The organism is Halobacterium sp. GSL-19 (genome assembly GCF_016917855.1).
Classification (GTDB): domain Archaea; phylum Halobacteriota; class Halobacteria; order Halobacteriales; family Halobacteriaceae; genus Halobacterium; species Halobacterium salinarum.
Genome location: NZ_CP070377.1, coordinates 884,920 through 903,877, shown reverse-complemented (window position 1 = coordinate 903,877; position 18,958 = coordinate 884,920). Strand labels below are relative to the sequence as shown.

Annotated in this window: 20 protein-coding genes and 2 pseudogenes; 12 read left to right on the top strand and 10 right to left on the bottom strand. The window is 66.5% G+C overall.

Annotation, left to right across the window (positions count from 1 at the left end; translation table 11 throughout):
* Nucleotides 1–183 precede the first annotated feature (183 nt).
* From moaC to JT689_RS06515, 4 genes and pseudogenes are all read right to left on the bottom strand, one after another.
* Nucleotides 184–672, bottom strand: coding sequence for a cyclic pyranopterin monophosphate synthase MoaC (gene moaC / locus JT689_RS06530; protein ID WP_136361461.1), 489 nt, complete (start codon nucleotides 670–672; stop codon nucleotides 184–186).
* Nucleotides 665–2,101 (bottom strand): NAD(P)H-hydrate dehydratase, encoded by a 1,437-nt coding sequence (locus tag JT689_RS06525; protein WP_136361460.1) that lies wholly within the window; start codon nucleotides 2,099–2,101, stop codon nucleotides 665–667. Before JT689_RS06525 ends, moaC begins: the two co-directional genes overlap by 8 nt.
* 190 nt (nucleotides 2,102–2,291) lie before the next feature.
* A complete protein-coding gene (locus tag JT689_RS06520) occupies nucleotides 2,292–2,792 on the bottom strand; it encodes a hypothetical protein (protein WP_229373427.1) in 501 nt (166 codons plus the stop codon).
* 71 nt (nucleotides 2,793–2,863) lie between these two features.
* Nucleotides 2,864–3,070, bottom strand: a pseudogene (locus JT689_RS06515) (IS66 family transposase); the annotation flags it as partial.
* 161 nt (nucleotides 3,071–3,231) lie between these two features.
* On the opposite strand from JT689_RS06515, the gene JT689_RS06510 reads away from it, so the two are divergent.
* Complete coding sequence (locus tag JT689_RS06510; protein ID WP_136361458.1) at nucleotides 3,232–4,032, top strand: hypothetical protein; 801 nt, start codon at nucleotides 3,232–3,234, stop codon at nucleotides 4,030–4,032.
* A gap of 24 nt (nucleotides 4,033–4,056) precedes the next feature.
* A pseudogene (locus tag JT689_RS06505) lies at nucleotides 4,057–4,244 on the top strand (IS6 family transposase); the annotation flags it as partial.
* Nucleotides 4,245–4,287: 43 nt separating this feature from the next.
* Here JT689_RS06505 and JT689_RS06500 read toward each other — a convergent pair.
* Together JT689_RS06500 and JT689_RS06495 are read right to left on the bottom strand one after the other, a co-directional pair.
* Nucleotides 4,288–5,181, bottom strand: coding sequence for a hypothetical protein (locus tag JT689_RS06500; protein ID WP_136361457.1), 894 nt, complete (start codon nucleotides 5,179–5,181; stop codon nucleotides 4,288–4,290).
* A gap of 64 nt (nucleotides 5,182–5,245) precedes the next feature.
* Nucleotides 5,246–6,151, bottom strand: a complete 906-nt coding sequence (locus JT689_RS06495; protein ID WP_010902918.1) for a DNA-3-methyladenine glycosylase — start codon at nucleotides 6,149–6,151, stop codon at nucleotides 5,246–5,248.
* A gap of 84 nt (nucleotides 6,152–6,235) precedes the next feature.
* On the opposite strand from JT689_RS06495, the gene JT689_RS06490 reads away from it, so the two are divergent.
* Nucleotides 6,236–6,619: a DUF555 domain-containing protein gene (locus JT689_RS06490; protein WP_010902917.1), complete on the top strand. Its 384-nt coding sequence runs from the start codon at nucleotides 6,236–6,238 to the stop codon at nucleotides 6,617–6,619.
* A gap of 75 nt (nucleotides 6,620–6,694) precedes the next feature.
* On the opposite strand, the gene JT689_RS06485 is transcribed toward JT689_RS06490, so the two are convergent.
* Entirely contained in the window at nucleotides 6,695–6,937 is a 243-nt protein-coding gene (locus JT689_RS06485; protein ID WP_010902916.1) for a UPF0058 family protein, read from the bottom strand.
* A 141-nt stretch (nucleotides 6,938–7,078) separates the two neighbouring features.
* Here JT689_RS06485 and JT689_RS06480 point away from each other — a divergent pair, with 141 nt between their 5' ends.
* On the top strand, nucleotides 7,079–7,477 hold the full coding sequence (locus JT689_RS06480; RefSeq protein ID WP_010902915.1) for a translation initiation factor IF-2 subunit beta: 399 nt from the start codon (nucleotides 7,079–7,081) through the stop codon (nucleotides 7,475–7,477).
* A gap of 4 nt (nucleotides 7,478–7,481) precedes the next feature.
* Here JT689_RS06480 and JT689_RS06475 read toward each other — a convergent pair whose 3' ends face one another.
* Both JT689_RS06475 and JT689_RS06470 read right to left on the bottom strand, forming a co-directional pair.
* Entirely contained in the window at nucleotides 7,482–7,664 is a 183-nt protein-coding gene (locus tag JT689_RS06475; protein ID WP_010902914.1) for a hypothetical protein, read from the bottom strand.
* A gap of 143 nt (nucleotides 7,665–7,807) precedes the next feature.
* Nucleotides 7,808–8,092, bottom strand: coding sequence for a DUF357 domain-containing protein (locus JT689_RS06470; protein WP_010902913.1), 285 nt, complete (start codon nucleotides 8,090–8,092; stop codon nucleotides 7,808–7,810).
* A gap of 113 nt (nucleotides 8,093–8,205) precedes the next feature.
* Between JT689_RS06470 and JT689_RS06465 the strand changes: the two genes are divergently transcribed.
* Nucleotides 8,206–9,294 (top strand): FAD-dependent oxidoreductase, encoded by a 1,089-nt coding sequence (locus JT689_RS06465; protein WP_136361456.1) that lies wholly within the window; start codon nucleotides 8,206–8,208, stop codon nucleotides 9,292–9,294.
* 48 nt (nucleotides 9,295–9,342) lie between these two features.
* Complete coding sequence (locus tag JT689_RS06460; RefSeq protein WP_010902911.1) at nucleotides 9,343–9,627, top strand: hypothetical protein; 285 nt, start codon at nucleotides 9,343–9,345, stop codon at nucleotides 9,625–9,627.
* A gap of 7 nt (nucleotides 9,628–9,634) precedes the next feature.
* On the opposite strand, the gene JT689_RS06455 is transcribed toward JT689_RS06460, so the two are convergent.
* Entirely contained in the window at nucleotides 9,635–10,297 is a 663-nt protein-coding gene (locus JT689_RS06455; RefSeq protein ID WP_136361455.1) for a 2,5-diamino-6-(ribosylamino)-4(3H)-pyrimidinone 5'-phosphate reductase, read from the bottom strand.
* A gap of 105 nt (nucleotides 10,298–10,402) precedes the next feature.
* On the opposite strand from JT689_RS06455, the gene JT689_RS06450 reads away from it, so the two are divergent.
* The 6 genes from JT689_RS06450 (at nucleotide 10,403) to JT689_RS06425 (ending at nucleotide 18,958) form a co-directional block, all read left to right on the top strand.
* Nucleotides 10,403–11,674, top strand: a complete 1,272-nt coding sequence (locus tag JT689_RS06450; protein WP_136361454.1) for a Single-stranded DNA binding protein — start codon at nucleotides 10,403–10,405, stop codon at nucleotides 11,672–11,674.
* Nucleotides 11,671–13,068 (top strand): hypothetical protein, encoded by a 1,398-nt coding sequence (locus JT689_RS06445; protein WP_136361453.1) that lies wholly within the window; start codon nucleotides 11,671–11,673, stop codon nucleotides 13,066–13,068. The genes JT689_RS06450 and JT689_RS06445 overlap by 4 nt, the downstream gene beginning before the upstream one ends.
* A complete protein-coding gene (locus JT689_RS06440; RefSeq protein WP_136361452.1) occupies nucleotides 13,068–13,811 on the top strand; it encodes a metallophosphoesterase in 744 nt (247 codons plus the stop codon). Before JT689_RS06445 ends, JT689_RS06440 begins: the two co-directional genes overlap by 1 nt.
* Before the next feature lie 60 nt (nucleotides 13,812–13,871).
* Nucleotides 13,872–16,712, top strand: a complete 2,841-nt coding sequence (locus tag JT689_RS06435) for a DEAD/DEAH box helicase (RefSeq protein WP_136361451.1) — start codon at nucleotides 13,872–13,874, stop codon at nucleotides 16,710–16,712.
* Nucleotides 16,713–16,879: 167 nt separating this feature from the next.
* Nucleotides 16,880–17,887, top strand: coding sequence for a hypothetical protein (locus JT689_RS06430; RefSeq protein ID WP_229373426.1), 1,008 nt, complete (start codon nucleotides 16,880–16,882; stop codon nucleotides 17,885–17,887).
* A complete protein-coding gene (locus tag JT689_RS06425) occupies nucleotides 17,888–18,958 on the top strand; it encodes an ABC transporter permease (protein ID WP_136361449.1) in 1,071 nt (356 codons plus the stop codon). It begins immediately after the preceding gene.

Sequence of the window (18,958 nt, the reverse complement as noted above, 5' to 3'; positions counted from 1 at the left end):
TACAATTTGGGAGAGCGAATACGCGGGCCACACACAGTTACCTGTCAAGTGAGGGCTGCTTTGCGTCACCAACAGCGATCAGAGCGGCGACTCAACGACGGCTCTAAACAGAGCCAACAGGTGGCGGGTTAGCTTTGCGATTGTCAAAATTCTTCTCGGCACCGTTGGTTCCGTGATCCCGACCTACAACTCGTGCTTCTGCTTCTCGACTACCCGGACGTTCTCGATGGCCGTGCCCGGGTACTGGCCGTCGCCGTCCTTCTCGGCGGCTTTCACCATGTCCCAGACGACGTTGAGTCCGGTCGTGACGCCCTCCAACGCCTCCATCTCGCAGCCGGTCTTGCCAGTGGTCTCGACGGCGACCTCCAGTGCGACACGGTCGTCTCGCACGTCGAAGGTCGTGTCGACGTTCGTGATGGGAATCTGGTGGCACATCGGGATCGTCTCCCAGGTGTGTTTGACCGCCTGGATCGCACCCACTCGGGCCGTCGCGAGCACGTTCCCTTTCCCGATGCCGTCGTCACGGACGGCGTCGATGGTCGACTCCGCGAGGTGGAGGTCGCCGCTGGCGACCGCGCGCCGCGCCGTGTCCGGCTTCGAGCCCACGTCCACCATCTGCGCGTCGCCGTCGGCGGTCGTATGCGTGAGGGCGTCGTCGTCGCCGTCAGGCATCCTGGCCACCCCAGATGGCGGCGGGCAGCGCGTCACAGATGTCGGTCGCGAGCAGTCCGTGCCCGCGGGCCTCAGCGGCGCGCTCACCGGCCCCACCAGTGGCGTACGCGGCAGCGCTCGCGGCCTGGATGGGGGGTTGTGTCGCGAGCATCGCGCCGGTTGCGCCCGCCAACACGTCGCCCGTGCCCCCGACGGTCATCCCGGGCGTCCCGGATCTGTTGACGCGCGTCGTGTCACCGTCGGAGAGCACGTCTCGCGCGCCGGTCACCAGCAGCGTCTGCCCCAGTTCGGCGGCGAACCCTTCGACGGCGTCCCGGGACGGCTGCGAGCCGTCAACAGTCGGGCCGCCCATCGCCTGCAGCTCTCCCCGGTGGGGCGTGCACACGAGGGTGGCGTCGGTCTCCACGTCGGGAACAGCCGTGAGGGCGTCGGCGTCGACGACCGCGCGCCCCTCGAAGGCCGCGAGGAACGCCGCGACGGCGGCCTGCGTGGTGTCGGCGTCGCCGAGCCCGGGCCCGATCACGACGGCGTCGGCGTCCTCGGCGCGCGCCAGCAGGTCGGGTACGTGTTCCTCGACGAGTCGCGTCCCGATCACGCTGTCGACGATGAACGTCTCGTCGAACCCCTGGACTTCGGCCGCAACGGCGTCCGGGACGGCAAGCCGCACGAGGTCAGCGCCGGCGCGGAGCGCGGCCTGCGCGCAGAGCGCCGGCGCGCCGGTGTACGGGCCGCCGCCGATCACGAGCACGGACCCGGCGTCGCCTTTGTGTCCGTGGGGGTCGCGGTCGACCCCCAGCAGGTCGCCCGGCCCGACGACGGTTTCAGCCGCCTCTGGAATGCCGATGTCGGCGACGGTGACGTGGTCGTGGTCGGCCAGCCCGGGTGTGGTGTCGTGGAACGTGACCACGCGGTCAGCGTCGACGGCACTCCCGGGCGTCGCGCCCGTGTCGGCGTCCAGCCCGGACGGCACGTCTACGGCGACGGTGGGGGCGTCCGTGGCGTTGATGCGTTCGATCGCCGTCGCCTCGGGCTCCCGGGGCGGCCCCGAGATCCCCGTTCCGAGGAGCGCGTCCACGACGACATCGGGGTCGTCGAGCGCGAGGGCGTGGGCGTCGCGCACTGCCGTGGTGTCGTAGCCGCCGGCCTGCAGGGCGTCCCAGTTCGCGCGGCTGATCCGGTCGTTGATCGACTCGGGGCGGCCGAGCAGGCTGACCGACACCGCGTAGTCGTCGAGGAAGCGCGCCGCCGCGAACGCGTCGCCGCCGTTGTTGCCGCGGCCGGCGACGATGGCGACGCCCGCGCCGGGGTCCGCGACGCGTTTGACCGCGCGCCCGACGGCGTGTCCGCTTGACTCCATGAGCTGCGCCCGGGGAACGCCGAGCGCAGCGGCGTTGCGGTCGACTGCTGCCATCCGGTCGCTTGAGATCACGCCCGACTGTTCGGCGGCCGCGCTAAAAGAGTGTGGTGTCGTCAGACGGGAGCGGCGATTCAAACCACATCCAGATGCTTCCTGAGAATCTAACCCCCTGTCCGTTGTGACCTGTTTTTGACTTGGGGGGTGTTCCCGATTATGAGTGAAATATGCCGGACGGTCTGATCGGATACCTACAACTAATACGTCATTTCGTCGGAATATGGATGAGGCCAAAATAATCGCCTATATACCACAATATAGCAAGAAAACCACAAAACGCTGTGAAGAACCGCATTTCGCGTGTTGAAAATAGGCCATAAAGTGGCTTAATGTCGTACGGCATGAAGGGATACATCAAGGGGTGGTGAAATGCATCAATTGTTACATGGATCATCGATCCGAGAAAAGCAGCAACAGCAATTCTCGTCACTGAGACCCGCTGGTGAAGGCCCATTGACTCCATCAGTTTGTCTAACTCAGGCCGGATCAGTACCATGCCTATGGTTAGGATCATAGAGAAGAGTATTGCACCGAGATATGTGTGCATCCAGCTGTGCCTCGGACCTGGCCAGAGTCCAAACACAACGAGAGCAGCTCGCCAGTCAATGAGCACGTTCGCTATCACAAACGTGGGAAAATCAATATACTTCACCAATAGCAGTCCAAATAGAAGCCCGGGGCCGAAATGAAATAGTGTAAATGGCATGATAGTCATCACAATGTCGTTTTGATATTTAGATCTGCTGTATATGTGTCACCTACGTGTATGATAATTCATGGGTTGTGTCCCTGCTGGCGCCACGTCGCCGTCAGAGACAAGACATTCCCGCAAACGAACATGCCCCGGTCGTTCTGGGGTGTTCCGATGATTTCCGTAACAAGACCAGCTCACGACGTGCATTCTCTGCGGCATCATTCGCCGGGGAGCCAGTGATCGAGCACACCTTCCACCTTCCCAGAAGGTGTTGCCACTAGTCCGTCGGGATGGTTTCCGCTGCTCGGAGACATCCCTGAGAAGACATATCCAATCCCGACTGACAGGTTATGTGTACCTCACGTGCCACCATCTACGAGACAGTGGCGAACTCAGCCAGAGCTGAACACGTACGAATCGTTTATATGTTGTGATATTCAGTTTGAAGAGTATGAATCGAGACAAGTTATTGAAATTGGGATTAGTAATTGTTCTCTTCTTAGCTGTTTCAATATTTATTGAGATCGGAATGATCGGTTTTTTGAACACAGACACTGCTGGTAAGGGAGGTCCTACGATATTCGGTGGCGGGACAGGCCATTATACTGAAAACATTCCTGAGTTTGGTACATATACGGTAACTATTATTGGAAACGGAACTAGTGTAAATAGCTCGTACGTTGTCAGTGCTAAGGTAAATTCAACTGACACGCGCTCACGATACAATATTCAAACTTTTGGAAAACAATATGAAATATACTATGATGGGAATGATTCGTATTTGAACGGACCCGATTCCGATCGTAATGTGTCTATGTTTGATGGTGATATTGTCACTGCCAACCCAGCAGGAATATCATCATATCTACCTAGTGAGGTACAATATGACTATATTGGTCCAGGATCCATAAGCGGGACCTCTGTCTCTCTGTTCGAAACTACAGACCCTCCAAATCCAGGACGATCTATCGAGATATACGATTATAGCAGTAGAGATAAGCTAGTTTACAATAGTAGTGAGATTGAACAATCTTCGTTTAAAGTTTATGTCGCTAAAGGGGATATAGTCCGTCGGATCGAACTCAACATCACCCTTACAAATGGTGAATATATTGAGAACACAATAACATTTTCAGATCTAGGAACGTCTAACGCTAGTAAACCATACTGGCTATCTCAAGATAATTTAACGTCATTCAGAGATCTTACAGGATCGACTGAAAGATCGTGTTTAGTTAAGGGTGAAAAGTGAGGCAGGAGAATGTCTTGCTGGTCTATGGCAGAAATCACCCGCCTCAGTGGTCATAGAGGGTGTATTTTGTGGAGCGTGAACGGACACCCGAGTGGATAGCGGCGCAGGGTATTCAATCGCACATCACGGGACTGTCGCTGGCGAATGCCGTCGAATCACTCGAAGATCTGGGTGTCCAACGCAGCCGGACGGCGGTCCACGATCGGGTGCAGAGTTTCGCTTGCTGGCACACTGCGCCAAACTGACCACCACCCGTCAGACCGCCAGCGTCGTCAGCGGCGGGGTGTCGGCTGTGGTTTCGAGCACCACAGTGTGGCCGTCCTGGCTGATGACCGGGTCGGCGAGTGTGGCGTCGGCGGCCGCAACCAGTCGCCGTGTCTCGCCCACCGACAGGTCCGCTGCGTCCGAGACCGCGCCGTACTGAAGGCGCGTGTCGGCGTCGTCACGAGTGGTCACCGAGACACCGACTGCCGAGGCGTGCGCCAGGAGTGCGTCGAGTGCGCCGGGGATGTCGTGGAGCGCAGCCCGAACCGCGGGACGGGCGTCGGCGCTCAGCGACGCGTATCCGACGGCGTCCCCGGAGAGCGCGTCCCGTAGGCCGCCGAACGTGTCCGCGTCGCCGTCGAACCCGGTCGACGAGCGCGCCGCGTCGATGTGTGCGTGCGCCCGGGTCAGCGACGGGGCGTGACCCACCCGGATCGCGGCGTCGCTGATCGAAACCGCGTGTGTCGTGTCGGTTCCCTCGAACCTGGCAGCGTCGGCGTCGCGCGCTGAAACGTCGGTGAGCGCGGTGTCGGCACGCGCCTCCGACCGGACGGCGGCGGCATCAAACGATCCGTGGACGGTCAGACAGCCTGCAACGTGTTCGGGCGACCGCGCAACGCCGGCCGTGACGTGCGTGCTGTCGCTCGCTGTGATCGAGTCGTAGCGCTGAGTGATGCTGCGCAGCCTGTTGGTAACCGTCTGCGGGAGGGCGACGTGGCTGCGAACGCCGGGCACGGCGGCGCCAGCCGCAACCACGGGCGCGTCGGTGACGGCGCGTGGGTCGTACAACTCGCGAGTTGGGGCTGCCGCAGCGGGCGCGCTCGTGACGAGGGGGACAGCGGCGAGCGCGCCGACGGTCCGCAGGAGGCGTCGTCTGGAGGGCATTGCGTTGATTTATGTTTCAACTAAAATATGTGCTGTGGTTCGGCGTCGGGGCTGTCTGGGCCGCTCATTCGGTCGGTTCGGGGGCGGATCCCCCGCTGCGAAGGTAATGGAACAGATACGTCTGCGTGTAGCCGGCGTGTGGTCCGAGGTGTTCCCGGAACGCCCGCGAGGTGTCCTCGTAGCGCCCGCGCTCGCAGTCGGGGTAGTGATCCTCGATGGCGGTCTGCATCCACGTGTCGAGGGGTACGGCGGCGAGATAGCCAAGCGAGAACAACAACACGCAGTCAGCGACCTTGTTCCCGACGCCCACGAAGTCGGTCATTGTCTCGCGCGCCAGCTCGTACGCGCGGCCATCGATATCCCGCTTCGTGAGTTCGCCCGACGCCACCATCGCAGCAGTCCGCTGGACGTAGGGGGCGCGGTAGCCGAGCTTGAGATCGCGGAGGTCGGACTCCGTGGCGGCCGCCAGTGCCGACGGCTCGGGGACGCTATAGACCGTCTGGCCGTCGAACGTGATCGGCGTGCCGTACTCCCGGCGGAGCCGTTCTTGCATCTCGAAGATCCGTTCGACCCGCATCTGGGCCGAGCAGATGAACGAAACCAGGCAGCCGAAAAACGGGTCGCGGACGATCCGGAGACCGTCGTAGGCGTCCCACGCGGCTGTGATGAGGGGGTCGCTGCGAGCGGCACCGCGAACGGCGTCTAAGTCGTCGTGGAGGCCGAGCGCGTCGCGAACGATGGGGGCAGCGTCGGTCGTGCCACGCCACTCGATTGCGGTTGCGGTCTGGCGGACGTCGATGACGTCGTCGTCGATGACGGTCCGGTACCAGGCGTCGCCGCCCGAGAGGCCGTCGGTGCGGTAGGTGTCACCGTCGGGACGCCACCACAGGTAGGTTTGCCCGCTTTCGAGGGTGGCTTGCACGTCGACGGCACCTGGCACGTCGTCGAGAGGAATCGCCCCGCGTTCCATGGCCGTGTTCGGTGATCCCGACGAAAGGCCCCATCGATCCGGGCCAAAGTTCTTCTATAATGGTTGCGAACGTCACACGTGAGCATGGATTGTAGGGTGGTCGTCGAGGCTGCAGTCCCAGTGTACGACGTGCAGTCCACCGACGAAGCGGTACGCATCGCCATCTCGAAGACGGGCGAAATGCTGAACCCGGATCTGAACTACGTCGAGATAGAGATGGGGTCGCGGTCCTGTCCGCACTGCGGGACGGACACGGAACCAGCGTTCGTCGCTGCCGACGAGAGCCTCGTCGCGCTTGAGCTCTCGATGACGGTGTTCAACGTCGAACGCGACGAGCACGCCGCGCGCATCGCGCGCAAGGAGATCGGCCAACGCCTAGCGAACATTCCCCTGGCGGTGCTTGAGGTCGACACCGTCACGGACGACGACACCCAGGAGTCGACCGGTGGGGACACCGAGACGGCGTAGCACCGGCCATCGGCGGCGCAGTGGCTGTCGGCTGGCGTCGATAGAGCGCCGACGTGGATCCGTCGTGCGTGGAGATCAGTCCGCAGAAGCGGGAACAGCTTCGGTCTCGTCGTCTTCGGTTGCCATCGTGGATGTGATACCGCCGGCGAGCGCAAAGACAGCGGCCTTGTGGTCGGTCTTGGATTTGTGGATCGAGGTCGGCCGTACGCCGAGGTCGTTGTAGTCGGTCAGGTCAACGTCCTCTGCTGCGTTCTCCTCGTAGTAGTTGCTGACCTCGGCGAGAAGGCCGTGAAGGTGGATGAGCTCCTGCTTCTTCATGACAACACGTCCTTACGGTCACGGGGTTATAGTATTATCCTGAGAGGCATTCACACGGCCGTGTGTGAACGCGAGTGAGGTTGTAACGCGTTTCTGGGTCGTCCTGAAACCCTTTTGTGGTGGCCACCACTTCCGAATGGTATGGACTACGAAGAGCAACTCGACCGCGCAATGGACGAAAAGCCCGACGTCACGGGCAGTGAAACCCGATTCGAGGTCCCCGATCCGAACGTCAGAAAGGAGGGCAACGTGACGGTGTACGAGAACTTCCAGGCGACGCTGGACGCGCTGAGCCGGACACAGGATCACGTCCTGAAGTTCCTCCAGAACGAAGTCGGGACGAGCGCCAGCATCGACGAGAGCGGGCGCGCGCGACTCACCGGTGAGTTCGGCCAACGGCGGGTCTCGGACACCCTAGACGCGTACGTCGAAACGTACGTCACGTGTCCCGAGTGTGGGCTTCCGGACACCAACCTAGAGACCGACGGCGACACGATACAACTGCACTGCGAGGCCTGTGGCGCGCGCTCGACAGTGTAGGGCGCTACTGGAGGTTTTTGAGGGTTTCGAGGTCGCGGTCGGTGCGTGCGAACAATGCCGTGCGGCGCGTCGCGTGACAGCCCGGACAGCTGAAATTGTCGGTGTGAGCGGGCAGCTCGCTCGGCGTGCTCTCCCAGCTCTTCGAACACTCCGGACAGGACAGCTGCACGAACGCCTCGTGTGGCATACGTAGTCGTGGGCGCGACAGCGCCAAAAGCTTTGTCGCCACTCTCGGCGCGCGACAACACGCGTGGTGTTGGGACACGGTGGGGAACGCCAGGGCAGCGACCGCTCGCAGCAGGGTGGTGTTCGGGGCCGCCGTCGCGGTGGCTACACGGTGAACAACTCCCCGGCAGCGGGCACATCGAACAGCCCGATCCGCGCGCCGGCGTCGAGCCACGCGTGCCCGTAGGAGAACGCTGCCAGCGCGTTCACGGGGTCGTCGTGCGCGCGGAAGTGCCGGCCGTCTTCGAGGTAGGATTCGGCCATCTCGAAGTACTCGGCGGCGGCTTCACCCAGCGGCGACCCGGCGGGGGGAACGGGATCAGCGGCGGCCAGTGCGTCCGCAAGCAGGCCCTCGTAGCGGTCGGTTTTCTCCGCGAGATCGGCAGCCATACTGGCGTCTGCGTGGCGGACGGCACTAAGTGCTTTGCTGGGCGACGGCTTCGCTACCGGCACGCGCGCACGCCAACACAACGTACAAACAGCGCGGCCGCCGACGTACGTGTATGACTGAGGCCACGACCGACAGGACGGCACTGACGGATGGCGGGCGTGATGTCGTGGAGCACCGGCAACTGGTGATCGTGGGATCGGGGATCGCGGCGTTGAGCGCGGCGACGTACGCCGCACGGTCGAACAACGACCCGTTGCTGTTCGAGGGCGACGAGCCCGGCGGCCAGCTCACGCTCACCAGCGAGGTGGAGAACTACCCGGGGTTCCCGGAGGGCATCGCGGGCGCGGAGCTCATCCAGGAGATGAAAACCCAGGCCACGCGCTTCGGCGCTGAGGTCGAGCACGGGATCGTCGAATCCGTCGACGACTCCGGGCGGCCGTTCCGGCTCACGCTCACCAACGGTGATGTCTACACCGCCGACGCGGTGATCGTCGCCTCCGGCGCGAGCGCGCGCACGCTGGGCATCCCTGGCGAGGACGAACTCATGGGGCAGGGCGTCTCGACGTGTGCAACGTGTGACGGCGCGTTCTTCCGCGGGGAGGACATGATCGTGGTGGGTGGCGGTGACGCCGCCGCCGAGGAAGCGAGCTTCCTCACGAAGTTCGCGGACACCGTCTATCTCGTGCACCGCCGCGACGAACTGCGCGCCGAGGACTACTGGGCCGACCGCATCCGCGAGCACGTCGCCGACGGCGACATCGAGGTGCTGTGGAACACGGAAGCCGTCGAAGTACACGGGTCGCCCGAGGAGGGCGTGACGGGCGCGTCGCTGGTCCGTCACCCGGAGGGGCATCCGACGGCGAAGCTCGATGCCGACGAAACCGAACAGCTGGAGCTGGACGTCGGCGCGTTCTTCATCGCCATCGGCCACACGCCGAACACGTCGTTCCTCGCCGACACCGGCGTCGTCTGTGACGATGCGGGCTACGTGCAGACGGTCGGGGGTGCCGGCGGCGGCCAGACCAAAACCGACGTGACGGGCGTGTTCGGCGCCGGCGACGTCGTGGACTACCACTACCAGCAGGCGGTCACGGCCGCCGGCATGGGGTCGAAGGCCGCCATCGACGCCGACGAATACTTGGAGAGCGTCGCCGATGGGGTCACCGGTGAGACGGCCGACGCCACGCCGGCCGACGACTGACGGCGCTGTACCCACACCGCTTTTAGGCGGCGTCCCGTCAGCACTGGCATGGACGAAACGACGTTCACGATCGAGGACGCAGCCGGCAACGCGAACGATGTCACGCTTCCCACGGGGCTCGTGGAGCTGTTCGCGGAAGCCGAGGACGAATCGGACGCCCAGGTCGTCGGCGACATCGCGCTGATGGCGTTCGCACAGCGCGCACACGCCGTGGTCCACCACAGCGAGGGGCAGGTCGACGACGACCTGGAGGCCATCGAGGAAGCCACCCTCGATCAGTTCGAGCAGCGGTTCGGGCAGACGTACGCGGAAGCGACCGGCCACCAGCACTGAGCCTGCGCTATCGGCAGTCGTAGGCCAGCAGCACGCCGTCGTCGAGGCGGTCGACGCCGGTCAACTCGAAGGTGGGGAACTCCGCGACGAATCCATCGCCGTCGGCGAGTGTCGGGGCGTCCCGCCCGCCGATGAGCTGGGGGGCGACGAACACGGACAGCTCGTCGACGAGCTCCTCGGCGAACAGCGAGAAGATGAGTTCGCCGCCACCCTCCACCATGAGGCGGTCGACGCCCCGGGATTCGAGGGCGTCGAGGGCTGACGGCAGGTCGACTCGGTTCTCGCCGGCGACGACCACAGTCGCGCCCGCGGCCTCCAGGCTCTCCCGGTGTTCGACCGGCTCCGCCTCGGCGACGAGGACGTACGTCTCGGCAGCGCCGTCCAACAGCCGTGCGTCCGGCGGCGTGCGGGCGTGGGAGTCCGCGACGACGCGCGCCGGGTGTGGGGACTCGCCGCGCTCCTCGCGGGCGGCGACGTGGTCGCTGTCGTCCAGCGTCAGCGACGGGTCGTCGGCCAGGACAGTGCCGACGCCGACCATGACGGCGTCGACGCTCGCGCGCAGTTCGTCGACGCGTTCGAAGTCCGCGTCGCCGCTGAGGGTGACTTGCTCGCGGCGGCGGGTCGAGAGTTTGCCGTCCGCGCTCATTGCGGCGTTCACGACAACATGCATACAGTCGCGGTGTCGGGGCCGCCTGAAACCGGTTTTCGTTCGGTGGTATGCGCCCGGCGCTGGCTCGCCAACCCTTATGCCCCAGGACGACCGACAGTACGCTGTATGAACGTCGACGATCACGCCGAGGAGCTCGCCTCCGACCTCGGTGTAGACAAAGCGGAGGTCAAAGAGAACCTGCAGAACCTCGTGGAGTACAGCGTGCCGCTGGAGGAGGCCAAGCGCAGCCTCCGGCGGAAGTACGGCGACGATGACGGGGCGCCATCCGGGGGGCCGACCGCCGTCGACATCGCGGACGTCGACACGGACAGCGGGAACGTCACTGTCACGGCGACGGTGCTGACCGCGGGGAAGCGCTCGATCCGCTATCAGGGCGACGACCACGTCATCGGCGAGGGCGAGCTGGCCGACGAGACCGGGCGCATCTCGTACACGGCGTGGGAGGAGTTCGGCCTGGAACCCGGCGACACCGTTACTATCGGGAACGCCAGCGTCCGCGAGTGGGAGGGCAGCCCCGAGTTGAACTTCGGGGAGTCCGCGACGGTCACGACCGCCGACGGCGACATTGAGATGGCCGCCGAGGTGGGCGGGGACCGCGACCTCGCGGCGCTCTCGGCGGGCGATCGCGGGCGGAACGTCGAAGCCGTGGTCACGGAGGTCGAGGAGCGCACCATCGATGGGCGGGACGGCGAGACGGAGATCCTCTCCGGCGTGCTCGGCGACGAGACCGCGCGCCTCCCGTTCACCGACTGGGATCCCCACGGCGAGATCGAAGCGGGGGCGTCGGTCCGCATCGAGGACGTCTACGTCCGGGAGTTCCGGGGCGTGCCATCGGTGAACGTGTCGGAGTTCTCCACGGTTGAGCGCCTCGACCACGAGGTCGAGGTCGGCGGTCCGACCCGGATGGCGATCCGGGACGCCGTCGCCCGCGGGGGTGCCTACGACGTCGAACTCGTGGGCAGCGTCATCGACATCCGGGACGGCTCGGGGCTGATCAAGCGGTGTCCCGACTGTGGGCGGGTGGTCCAGACGGGGCAGTGTCGCCAGCACGGCGCGGTCGAGGCCGAAGACGACCTGCGCGTCAAGGCGGTGCTGGACGACGGCACCGACAGCGTCACCGCGATCTTGGACCGCGAGCTGACCGCGGACGTCTACGGCGGTACGCTGGCGGACGCCCGCGAGCAGGCCCGGGAAGCCATGGACCACTCGGTGGTCGCCGACACCATCGCCGAGGACGTGGTGGGCCGCGAGTTCCGGGTTCGGGGCCACCTCTCGGTTGACGAGTACGGCGCGAACCTCGAAACGATCGCGTTCGCGGAGCGCGACGACGACCCAGCGGCGCGCGCAGCGGCCTTCCTTGCGGAGGTGGACGCATGAGCGACGCCGACACCGACGACGACGGCGAGCGCAACCGGCGCGAAGTCGCCTACCGACTGTTCGCGGCGGAGTTCGACGACGCCGACTTCTCGTACGCCGAAAGCGACGAGGAGCGTGCGCCGAACTACGTGGTGACGCCGACGGGTGCGCGCGTCAACCGGCTGTTCGTCGTGGGCGTCTTGACGGCCGTTGAGGCGGTCAACGACGACGTGGTGCGCGCGCGCGTCGTCGACCCCACGGGGGCGTTCGTCGTCTACGCCGGGCAGTACCAGCCGGAAGCACTGGCGGCGCTCGAAGCCGCGGAGACGCCGTCGTTCGTCGCCGTCACGGGCAAAGCCCGGACGTTCGAGCCCGATGACGCCGACGTGGTGTACACGTCGGTCCGCCCGGAGACGGTCAGCGAAGTTGACGCCGACACCCGCGACCGGTGGGTCGTCGCGACCGCCGAGCGCACGCTGTCGCGCGTGCGGACCGCGGCGGCAGCCCACGACCGCGTCGAGCGCGGCGACAGCCTGGAGTCGGCGCTGGCGGCGGCGGGCGTCGCGCCAGGGCTCGCGTCCGGCATCCCGCGGGCGTTCGACCATTACGGGACGACACCGGCGTATCTCGGGGCGGTCCGCGACCTCGCAGCGGACGCGGCCCGCGTCGTCGCCGGCGACACCGACACGGTTGGCGGCCTTGCGGTGGCTCCCAGCGAGGCGGGCGACGCCACACTGGATTTCGCCGCCGACCTCGGCGCGGATGCGTCGTTCGGCGGGGCGTCGGAGACGGACGCCGAGACACAGCCCGACTCGTCGGCCGGTGACGCTGGCACGGCGGCGGGGACACCCGACAGCACCGCGTCCTCGGTCGACACGGACGACGGTGAGCCGGCATCCGAGACGGCGTCGCCGGACGGGGACGCGGGCCCGAGCACGGGGCCGGTCACGGACGGCGAGAGCGGTGCCGCCGACGAGGACGGCGAGATGTACGAACTCTCGGCCGAGGAGCGCGAGGCAGTCAAAGACGAGTACGGCGTGGACTTCTCGACGGGCGACGAGATCCCGGAGGCGGGCGAGCACGACATCGACGCGCCCGGCCCCGACGAGGGCGTCGAGTCCGAGGCGGCGGCCGCATCGACGGACGACGGCGGTGACGCCGTCGCCGATCCCGGTGACTTCGACGCCGACGGGACCGGGGATGACTCACCGCCCGCCGATGTCGACGTCGAGGAGTACGTCGTGGAGCTGATGGACGATCTCGACGACGGCGACGGTGTGCCCCGCAGTGAGGTGGTGTCGACCGCGGCCGACAGCCTCGACGCCGACGCCGACGAGATCGAGGCGGCGGTCACGTCGGCGCTGATGAGCGGGCGGTGTTACGAGTCCGGCGACGACCGCCTGAAAGCCATCTGATGGCGCTCGTCGAGCCCGTGCTCGGGGAGCCCGCGGCTGTCGCGGAGACCGGCGGGGGCCGGGCGCTCGTGGTGGCGGATTACCACGCCGGCATCGAGGTGTCGCTGCGCCGGAAGGGGCTGGAAGTGGAGGGCCGCGGCCCACAGCGGCGGCGCCGGCTGCGGCGGCTCGTACGCGAGGAGGGCGCGGACCGCTTGGTGGTTCTGGGCGACGTGGGGCACGCGATCGGCGCGCCGGAGGGGGCCGAGCGCGAGGAGTTGGCGGCGCTGTTCGACGCGGTGGACGTGCCCGCGACGGTCGTTGTGGGCAACCACGACAGCGGCATCGAGGACGTGGTGCCCGCTGACGTGACGGTGACCCCAAGCGACGGCACGGTGCTGGGTGACGTGGGGTTCGCACACGGACACACGTGGCCGAGTCAGGCTGTTCTCGAAGCCGAGACGGTCTGTATCGGCCACGAACACCCGGCGGTGCGGTTGACCGACGATGTGGGCGGGACGCGCGTCCAGCGCGCGTGGCTGCGCGGCCCCCTGGACCCAGCGCCGTTCACCGACCACTACGGCGAGGCCGTCGACGCGCACGGCGACCTCGCCGTCTTCCCGGCGTTTAACGACCTCTCCGGCGGGACGTGGGTGAACGTCGACGGCCAGGGGTTCCTCGCGCCGTTCCTGCCGGCGGGGTGCCCCGACGCGGAGCTCTACTTGCAGGACGGCACGCGCCTGGGACGATTCGATCGGGTGTAGCCGACGCGACCGCCGGGAGCAGTGTGCTTATTCGCGCGCCAACCGTACGACTACGCCAGTATGTCGGAGACCGGTGGTGGCCGGATGGACGCGTTCACTCACCTCGGCAGCGAGGTCCGGAACGCGCTCTCCGAGCGCGGGTTCACCACGCCAACGGAGCCCCAACGTCGCGCGGTGCCCGCGCTCGCGGACGGGCGAAACGGGTTGGTCGTCGCCCCGACGGGGACCGGGAAGACGGAGACGGCGATGCTGCCCGTCTTCGACGCGCTCGTCTCAGACGGCGGGCCGCCCGACGGGTTCGGTGCGCTGTACGTGACGCCGCTGCGGGCGCTGAACCGGGACATGCGCGAGCGCCTGGACTGGTGGGGGGAGACGCTGGGCCTGGAAGTCGACGTGCGACACGGGGACACGACGGACTACCAGCGCCGACAGCAGGCCACCGATCCGCCGGACGTGCTGGTGACCACGCCGGAGACCCTGCAGGCGATGCTGACCGGGTCGACGCTCCGGGATGGACTTGCAGACGTCGAGCACGTCGTCGTCGACGAGGTCCACGAGCTGGCGGGCGCGAAGCGCGGCGCGCAGCTGGCGATCGGGCTTGAACGCCTCGTGGAGGTGGCCGGGCGCGTCCAGCGGATCGGGCTGTCGGCGACGGTCGGGGATCCCCACGAGATCGGGGCGTTTCTCACCGGCGGCCGGGGGTGTGAGATCATCGAAGTCGACGTGACGTCGAACGTGTCGTTCGAGGTGCGGGAGCCGGCCGTCACGGACGCCGACGAGCGGTTGGCGAGCGAACTGCTGACCACGCCGGCGATGGCCAGCCACGTCCGCGCGATCCGGGAGATCGTCGACCGCCACGACTCGGTGTTGATCTTCGTGAACACCCGCCAGACCGCGGAGGCGCTGGGGTCGCGGTTCAAGGAGCTGGACGCGGACATCGGCGTGCACCACGGCTCGCTGTCGAAAGACGCCCGTATCGACGTCGAGGACCGCTTCAAATCCGGCGAACTCGACGGCCTGCTGTGCACGTCCTCGATGGAGCTCGGGATCGACGTGGGCGGGATCGACCACGTGGTGCAGTACAACTCGCCCCGGGGGGTCAAGCGCCTGCTCCAACGCGTGGGGCGGGCAGGTCACAGCCGGGACGCGGTTAGCGAGGGCACCGTCATCACGGGCAGCACCGACGACACCCTGGAGGCGCTGGCGGTCGCAGACCGGGCCAACGATGGCGCCGTCGAGGACACCCAGGTTCATCACGGCAGCCTCGACACTGTTGCGAACCAGATCGTCGGCGTCGTGATGGATGTCGGGGAGACCGAAGCCTGGCACGCGTACAACATCATCACGCGCGCGTATCCGTTCAAGCAGCTCACCGAGGAGACGTTCCGGGCGGTGGCGATGGAGCTCCACCGGAACCGCGTGGTGTACGTCGATGAGGACGACGACACCATCTCGACGTCCGGGGGGACGTGGCAGTACTACTACGCGAACCTCTCGATGATCCCCGACGAGGAGACCTACGAGGTGTACGACATGGCCGGCGGCCGGCAGGTCGGCACGCTCGACGAGCGGTTCGTGGTGAACTTCGCGGAGCCGGGCGCGACGTTCGTGCAGCGCGGCGAGATGTGGCGCATCACGAACATCGACGAGGACGACCAGCAGGTGGAGGTCTCGCCCATCGAGGACCCAGCGGGCGAGGTGCCGTCCTGGACGGGCCAAGAGATCCCGGTGCCGTACGCGGTCGCGCAGGCAGTCGGTGGGATGCGGGCGACGGGCGGCCGGCAGCTCGGCACCGGGACGCCCAAGGATGCGGTGGCGAGAGACGTGGCGGCGAGGTATCCGACCACCCACCGGACCGCCGGCAGCGCGCTCGACCGGATGGCCCGCCACGTGACCGAGCAGGACGCGCCCGTGCCGAGCGCCGAGCGGATCGTCGTCGAGCAGGCCGGCTCGACGGTGGTGGTGAACGCGTGCTTCGGGCACGAAGTCAACGAGACGTTGGGGCGGCTGGTGTCGGCGCTGCTCGGTCAGCAGACGGGGTCGTCGGTGGGGCTGGACGCGGGCCCGTACCGCATCGAGTTGGAGGTCCCGAGCCGGGTGAGCGCCACGGACGTCGTGGCGGTGTTGCGCGACACCGACCCCGATCACGTGGCCGGGTTGCTCGAACTCAGCCTGAAACAGTCCGAGACGCTGAAGTTCACGCTCGCACAGGTCGCCGCGAAGTTCGGCGCGCTCAAGCGCTGGAAGGGGCGGGACGGCGTGGGGCTGTCCCGGCTGCTGGGGGCGCTTGAAGATACGCCCGTCTACGAGGAGGCGATCCGGGAGGTGTTCCACACCACGCTGGACGTGGCGCGCGCCAGCGACGTGCTCGCGCGCGTGCAGTCCGGCGAGCTCGGCGTCGAGATCGTGGGCGAGCGCACGGCCGTGGGGGCCGGCGGCCGGTCGGCGGGAACGGAGTTGCTCACGCCGGAGCACGCCGACGCCAGCGTCGTGCAGACGATCAAAGACCGCATCCAGGACGACCGCGTGAAGCTGTTCTGCGTGCATTGCGCCGACTGGAGCCACGAGACGATGGTCCGTCGGGTCACCGACCAGCCGGAGTGCCCCCGGTGTGGGTCAACGCGGATCGCGGCGCTGTCGCCGTGGGCGGATGAGGTGATAACGGCGGTGCGTGCCGACGACAAGGACGACGAGCAGGACGACCGGACACAGCGCGCGTACCGGAACGCCAGCATCGTGCAGAGCCACGGGAAGCGGGCCGTGATCGCGTTGTCGGCGCGCGGCGTCGGCCCCCGGAACGCCGCCCGCGTCATCAACCGCCACCGGGAGACGGAGGCGGAGTTCTACCGGGACATCCTCGAGCGCGAGCGCGAGTACGCGCGCACCAAGGCGTTCTGGTAGCGGGAGCCATCACACCGCGGGAACGGGAGTCACACCAAACACAGGTCACAAACTATTCAAGTGGCCTGGGAGTACGCACGACCATGGTACGCGACCTCCACGTCCCACGAACTGCACTGTTAGCCGTCGGGCTCGCAGTGCTGCTGGTTGCCGCTGGGTGTACCGGTATGCCCGGTGGATCGAGCGCCGATGCCACCACAACGAACGCGAAACTCGACAGCGTCCCGGCGTCCGCTGAGTACGTCGCGTACGTCGATGTCGCTGGCATGCGAACTGACACGGATCTCCGATCGGTGACGAACACGACGCTGGCCGAGGCCGACCTCGGCCCGAGTGCCCCGAGTGACGTGTCGTCGATGCTCGACGACTTCGAGGAGGCCACCGATATCAACCCGCGAAAGATCCAGAACATGACGATGTTCACGGCGTCGACTGCGACCACGCAGCCCGGCACCAGCAGCGGGGCGGCATTGCTGTCGACGACGTACGACGAATCCGGGATGGTCAACGCCATCGAGTCGTCGACGGACACGACGCTCAACGAGGGAACGTACGGGAACGTCACGGTGTACAGCGACGACTCGCTGGGCGGGTTCGACAACGTGTTGGCCGCGCTCGGTGACGGCGAGTTCGTGGTCGGTGACCGCGACAGCGTCGAGAGCATGCTCGACGTGCGCAGCGGCGACGCCGACCACCTGGAGGGCGACCTCAGAAGCGCCTTCGAGGGCGTCAACGGCGGCAGCTACGTACAGTACGCGCTGTCCGCACCCAACGGCTCCGACAGCTTGCTTGGATACGAGCGCGTCGCCGAGAACGCGCCGGTCAACCTCTCGGCGGTGAGCGGCATCGAGTACACCGCGGTGTCGTTCGGCACCGACGACGGTGACATCACATCCACGGAACACGTCATCGCCGACTCCGAGGACAGCGCGGAGCGGGCCTACGATCTCATCGACGGGACGCGGTCGCTGTACGCCAGCGTGAGCCCCGAAGAGCTGCGGCCGTCGTTCGAGGCGGGCTCGATCGAACAGGACGGAAACACGGTCATCGTCACGTACGCCGAATCCGCGGACACCATCGAGTCGCGGATCGAGGCGGCGTTCGGGACGAACGAAACGGCGGACAACACGACAACGCTCGACAACTCGTCCGCCGCGTCAGTGGCGCGCCCATAGATGGACGTCCCGTCCCTGCTCGGGAAGGAACTCCGATGGGGACGACACAAGCTGCTCGCGCTTGCGGCTGTTTTCGTCGTGCTGCCGGCGGTGTTCGCGTACGTCACGGTGGGCTTTCAGCACGTATTACCGACCGACGCGCCGATCGCAGTCGCACCACGGACGGCGGCCGTCACCGGGGACGATCTGCGCGTCGCGCGGGCGGCTGTCACGGTGTTCAGTGATCCCGTGATCTACCAGTCTCGGGCAGACGCACTGACCGCGCTCGGCCGCGAGCAGGTGTACGCCGTCGTCTCCGTGCCGCCCGCGCTCGCCGACTCGGCGCGCGGCGCGGCCGCGTTCACGGTCTACATCGACGGCAGCGTCGTGCCGTACCACGAGCCGTCGCGGGCCATCGTGCGCCTGCTGCAGTCCGGACTGGGCACCGCAATTCCCCGCGACGTGACCGTGTCCCGGGAGTTCGTCGGCACCCAGTACTCGTTGTCGACGTACCTCGTGCCGTCGTTCGTGGTGTCGTTGACCGCCATCGTGGCGTTGGGCTACCTCCCACAGACGTTCGAGGCGGAGGCGGCCGTGCTGGATCGGCTGCGTGTGGAGACCAGCCTGTACGCGGTCGTCGCGAGCAAGCTCCTGTTTTTCGCGGCGCTGCTGGTCGTACCCTTGGTCGTGTTCGACGCCGTCACCGCCGTGATCGGCGGTTCGGTGTCCGTGTTGGGAGTGGCGACGCTGGCCGTCGTCGTGGTGACGTTCCTGTTGTTGGGGCTGGTGGCGGTTGCCATCCAGTTGCTCGCCGGGTTCGGCGTTTGGGGGCGCATCCTCAACCTGCTGGTGTTGCTGTTCGTGCTCGGGTTCTCCGGGGTGGTGTACCCCGTGGGGTTCTTCTCGCCCGCCCGCCGGTGGGTGGTTCGACAGGTGCCGACGCATTACGCGGTGGTCACGGTCCGCGGCCTCGTGCTCCGCGGGCAACCCATCAGCACGTACGCCGACTGGCTGGGTGGCCTGGTCGCCGCGGTCGGCGTGGCGGCGTTGGTGGCCGGGGGCACAATCGAACTGTACGAACGGAGGGCCTGA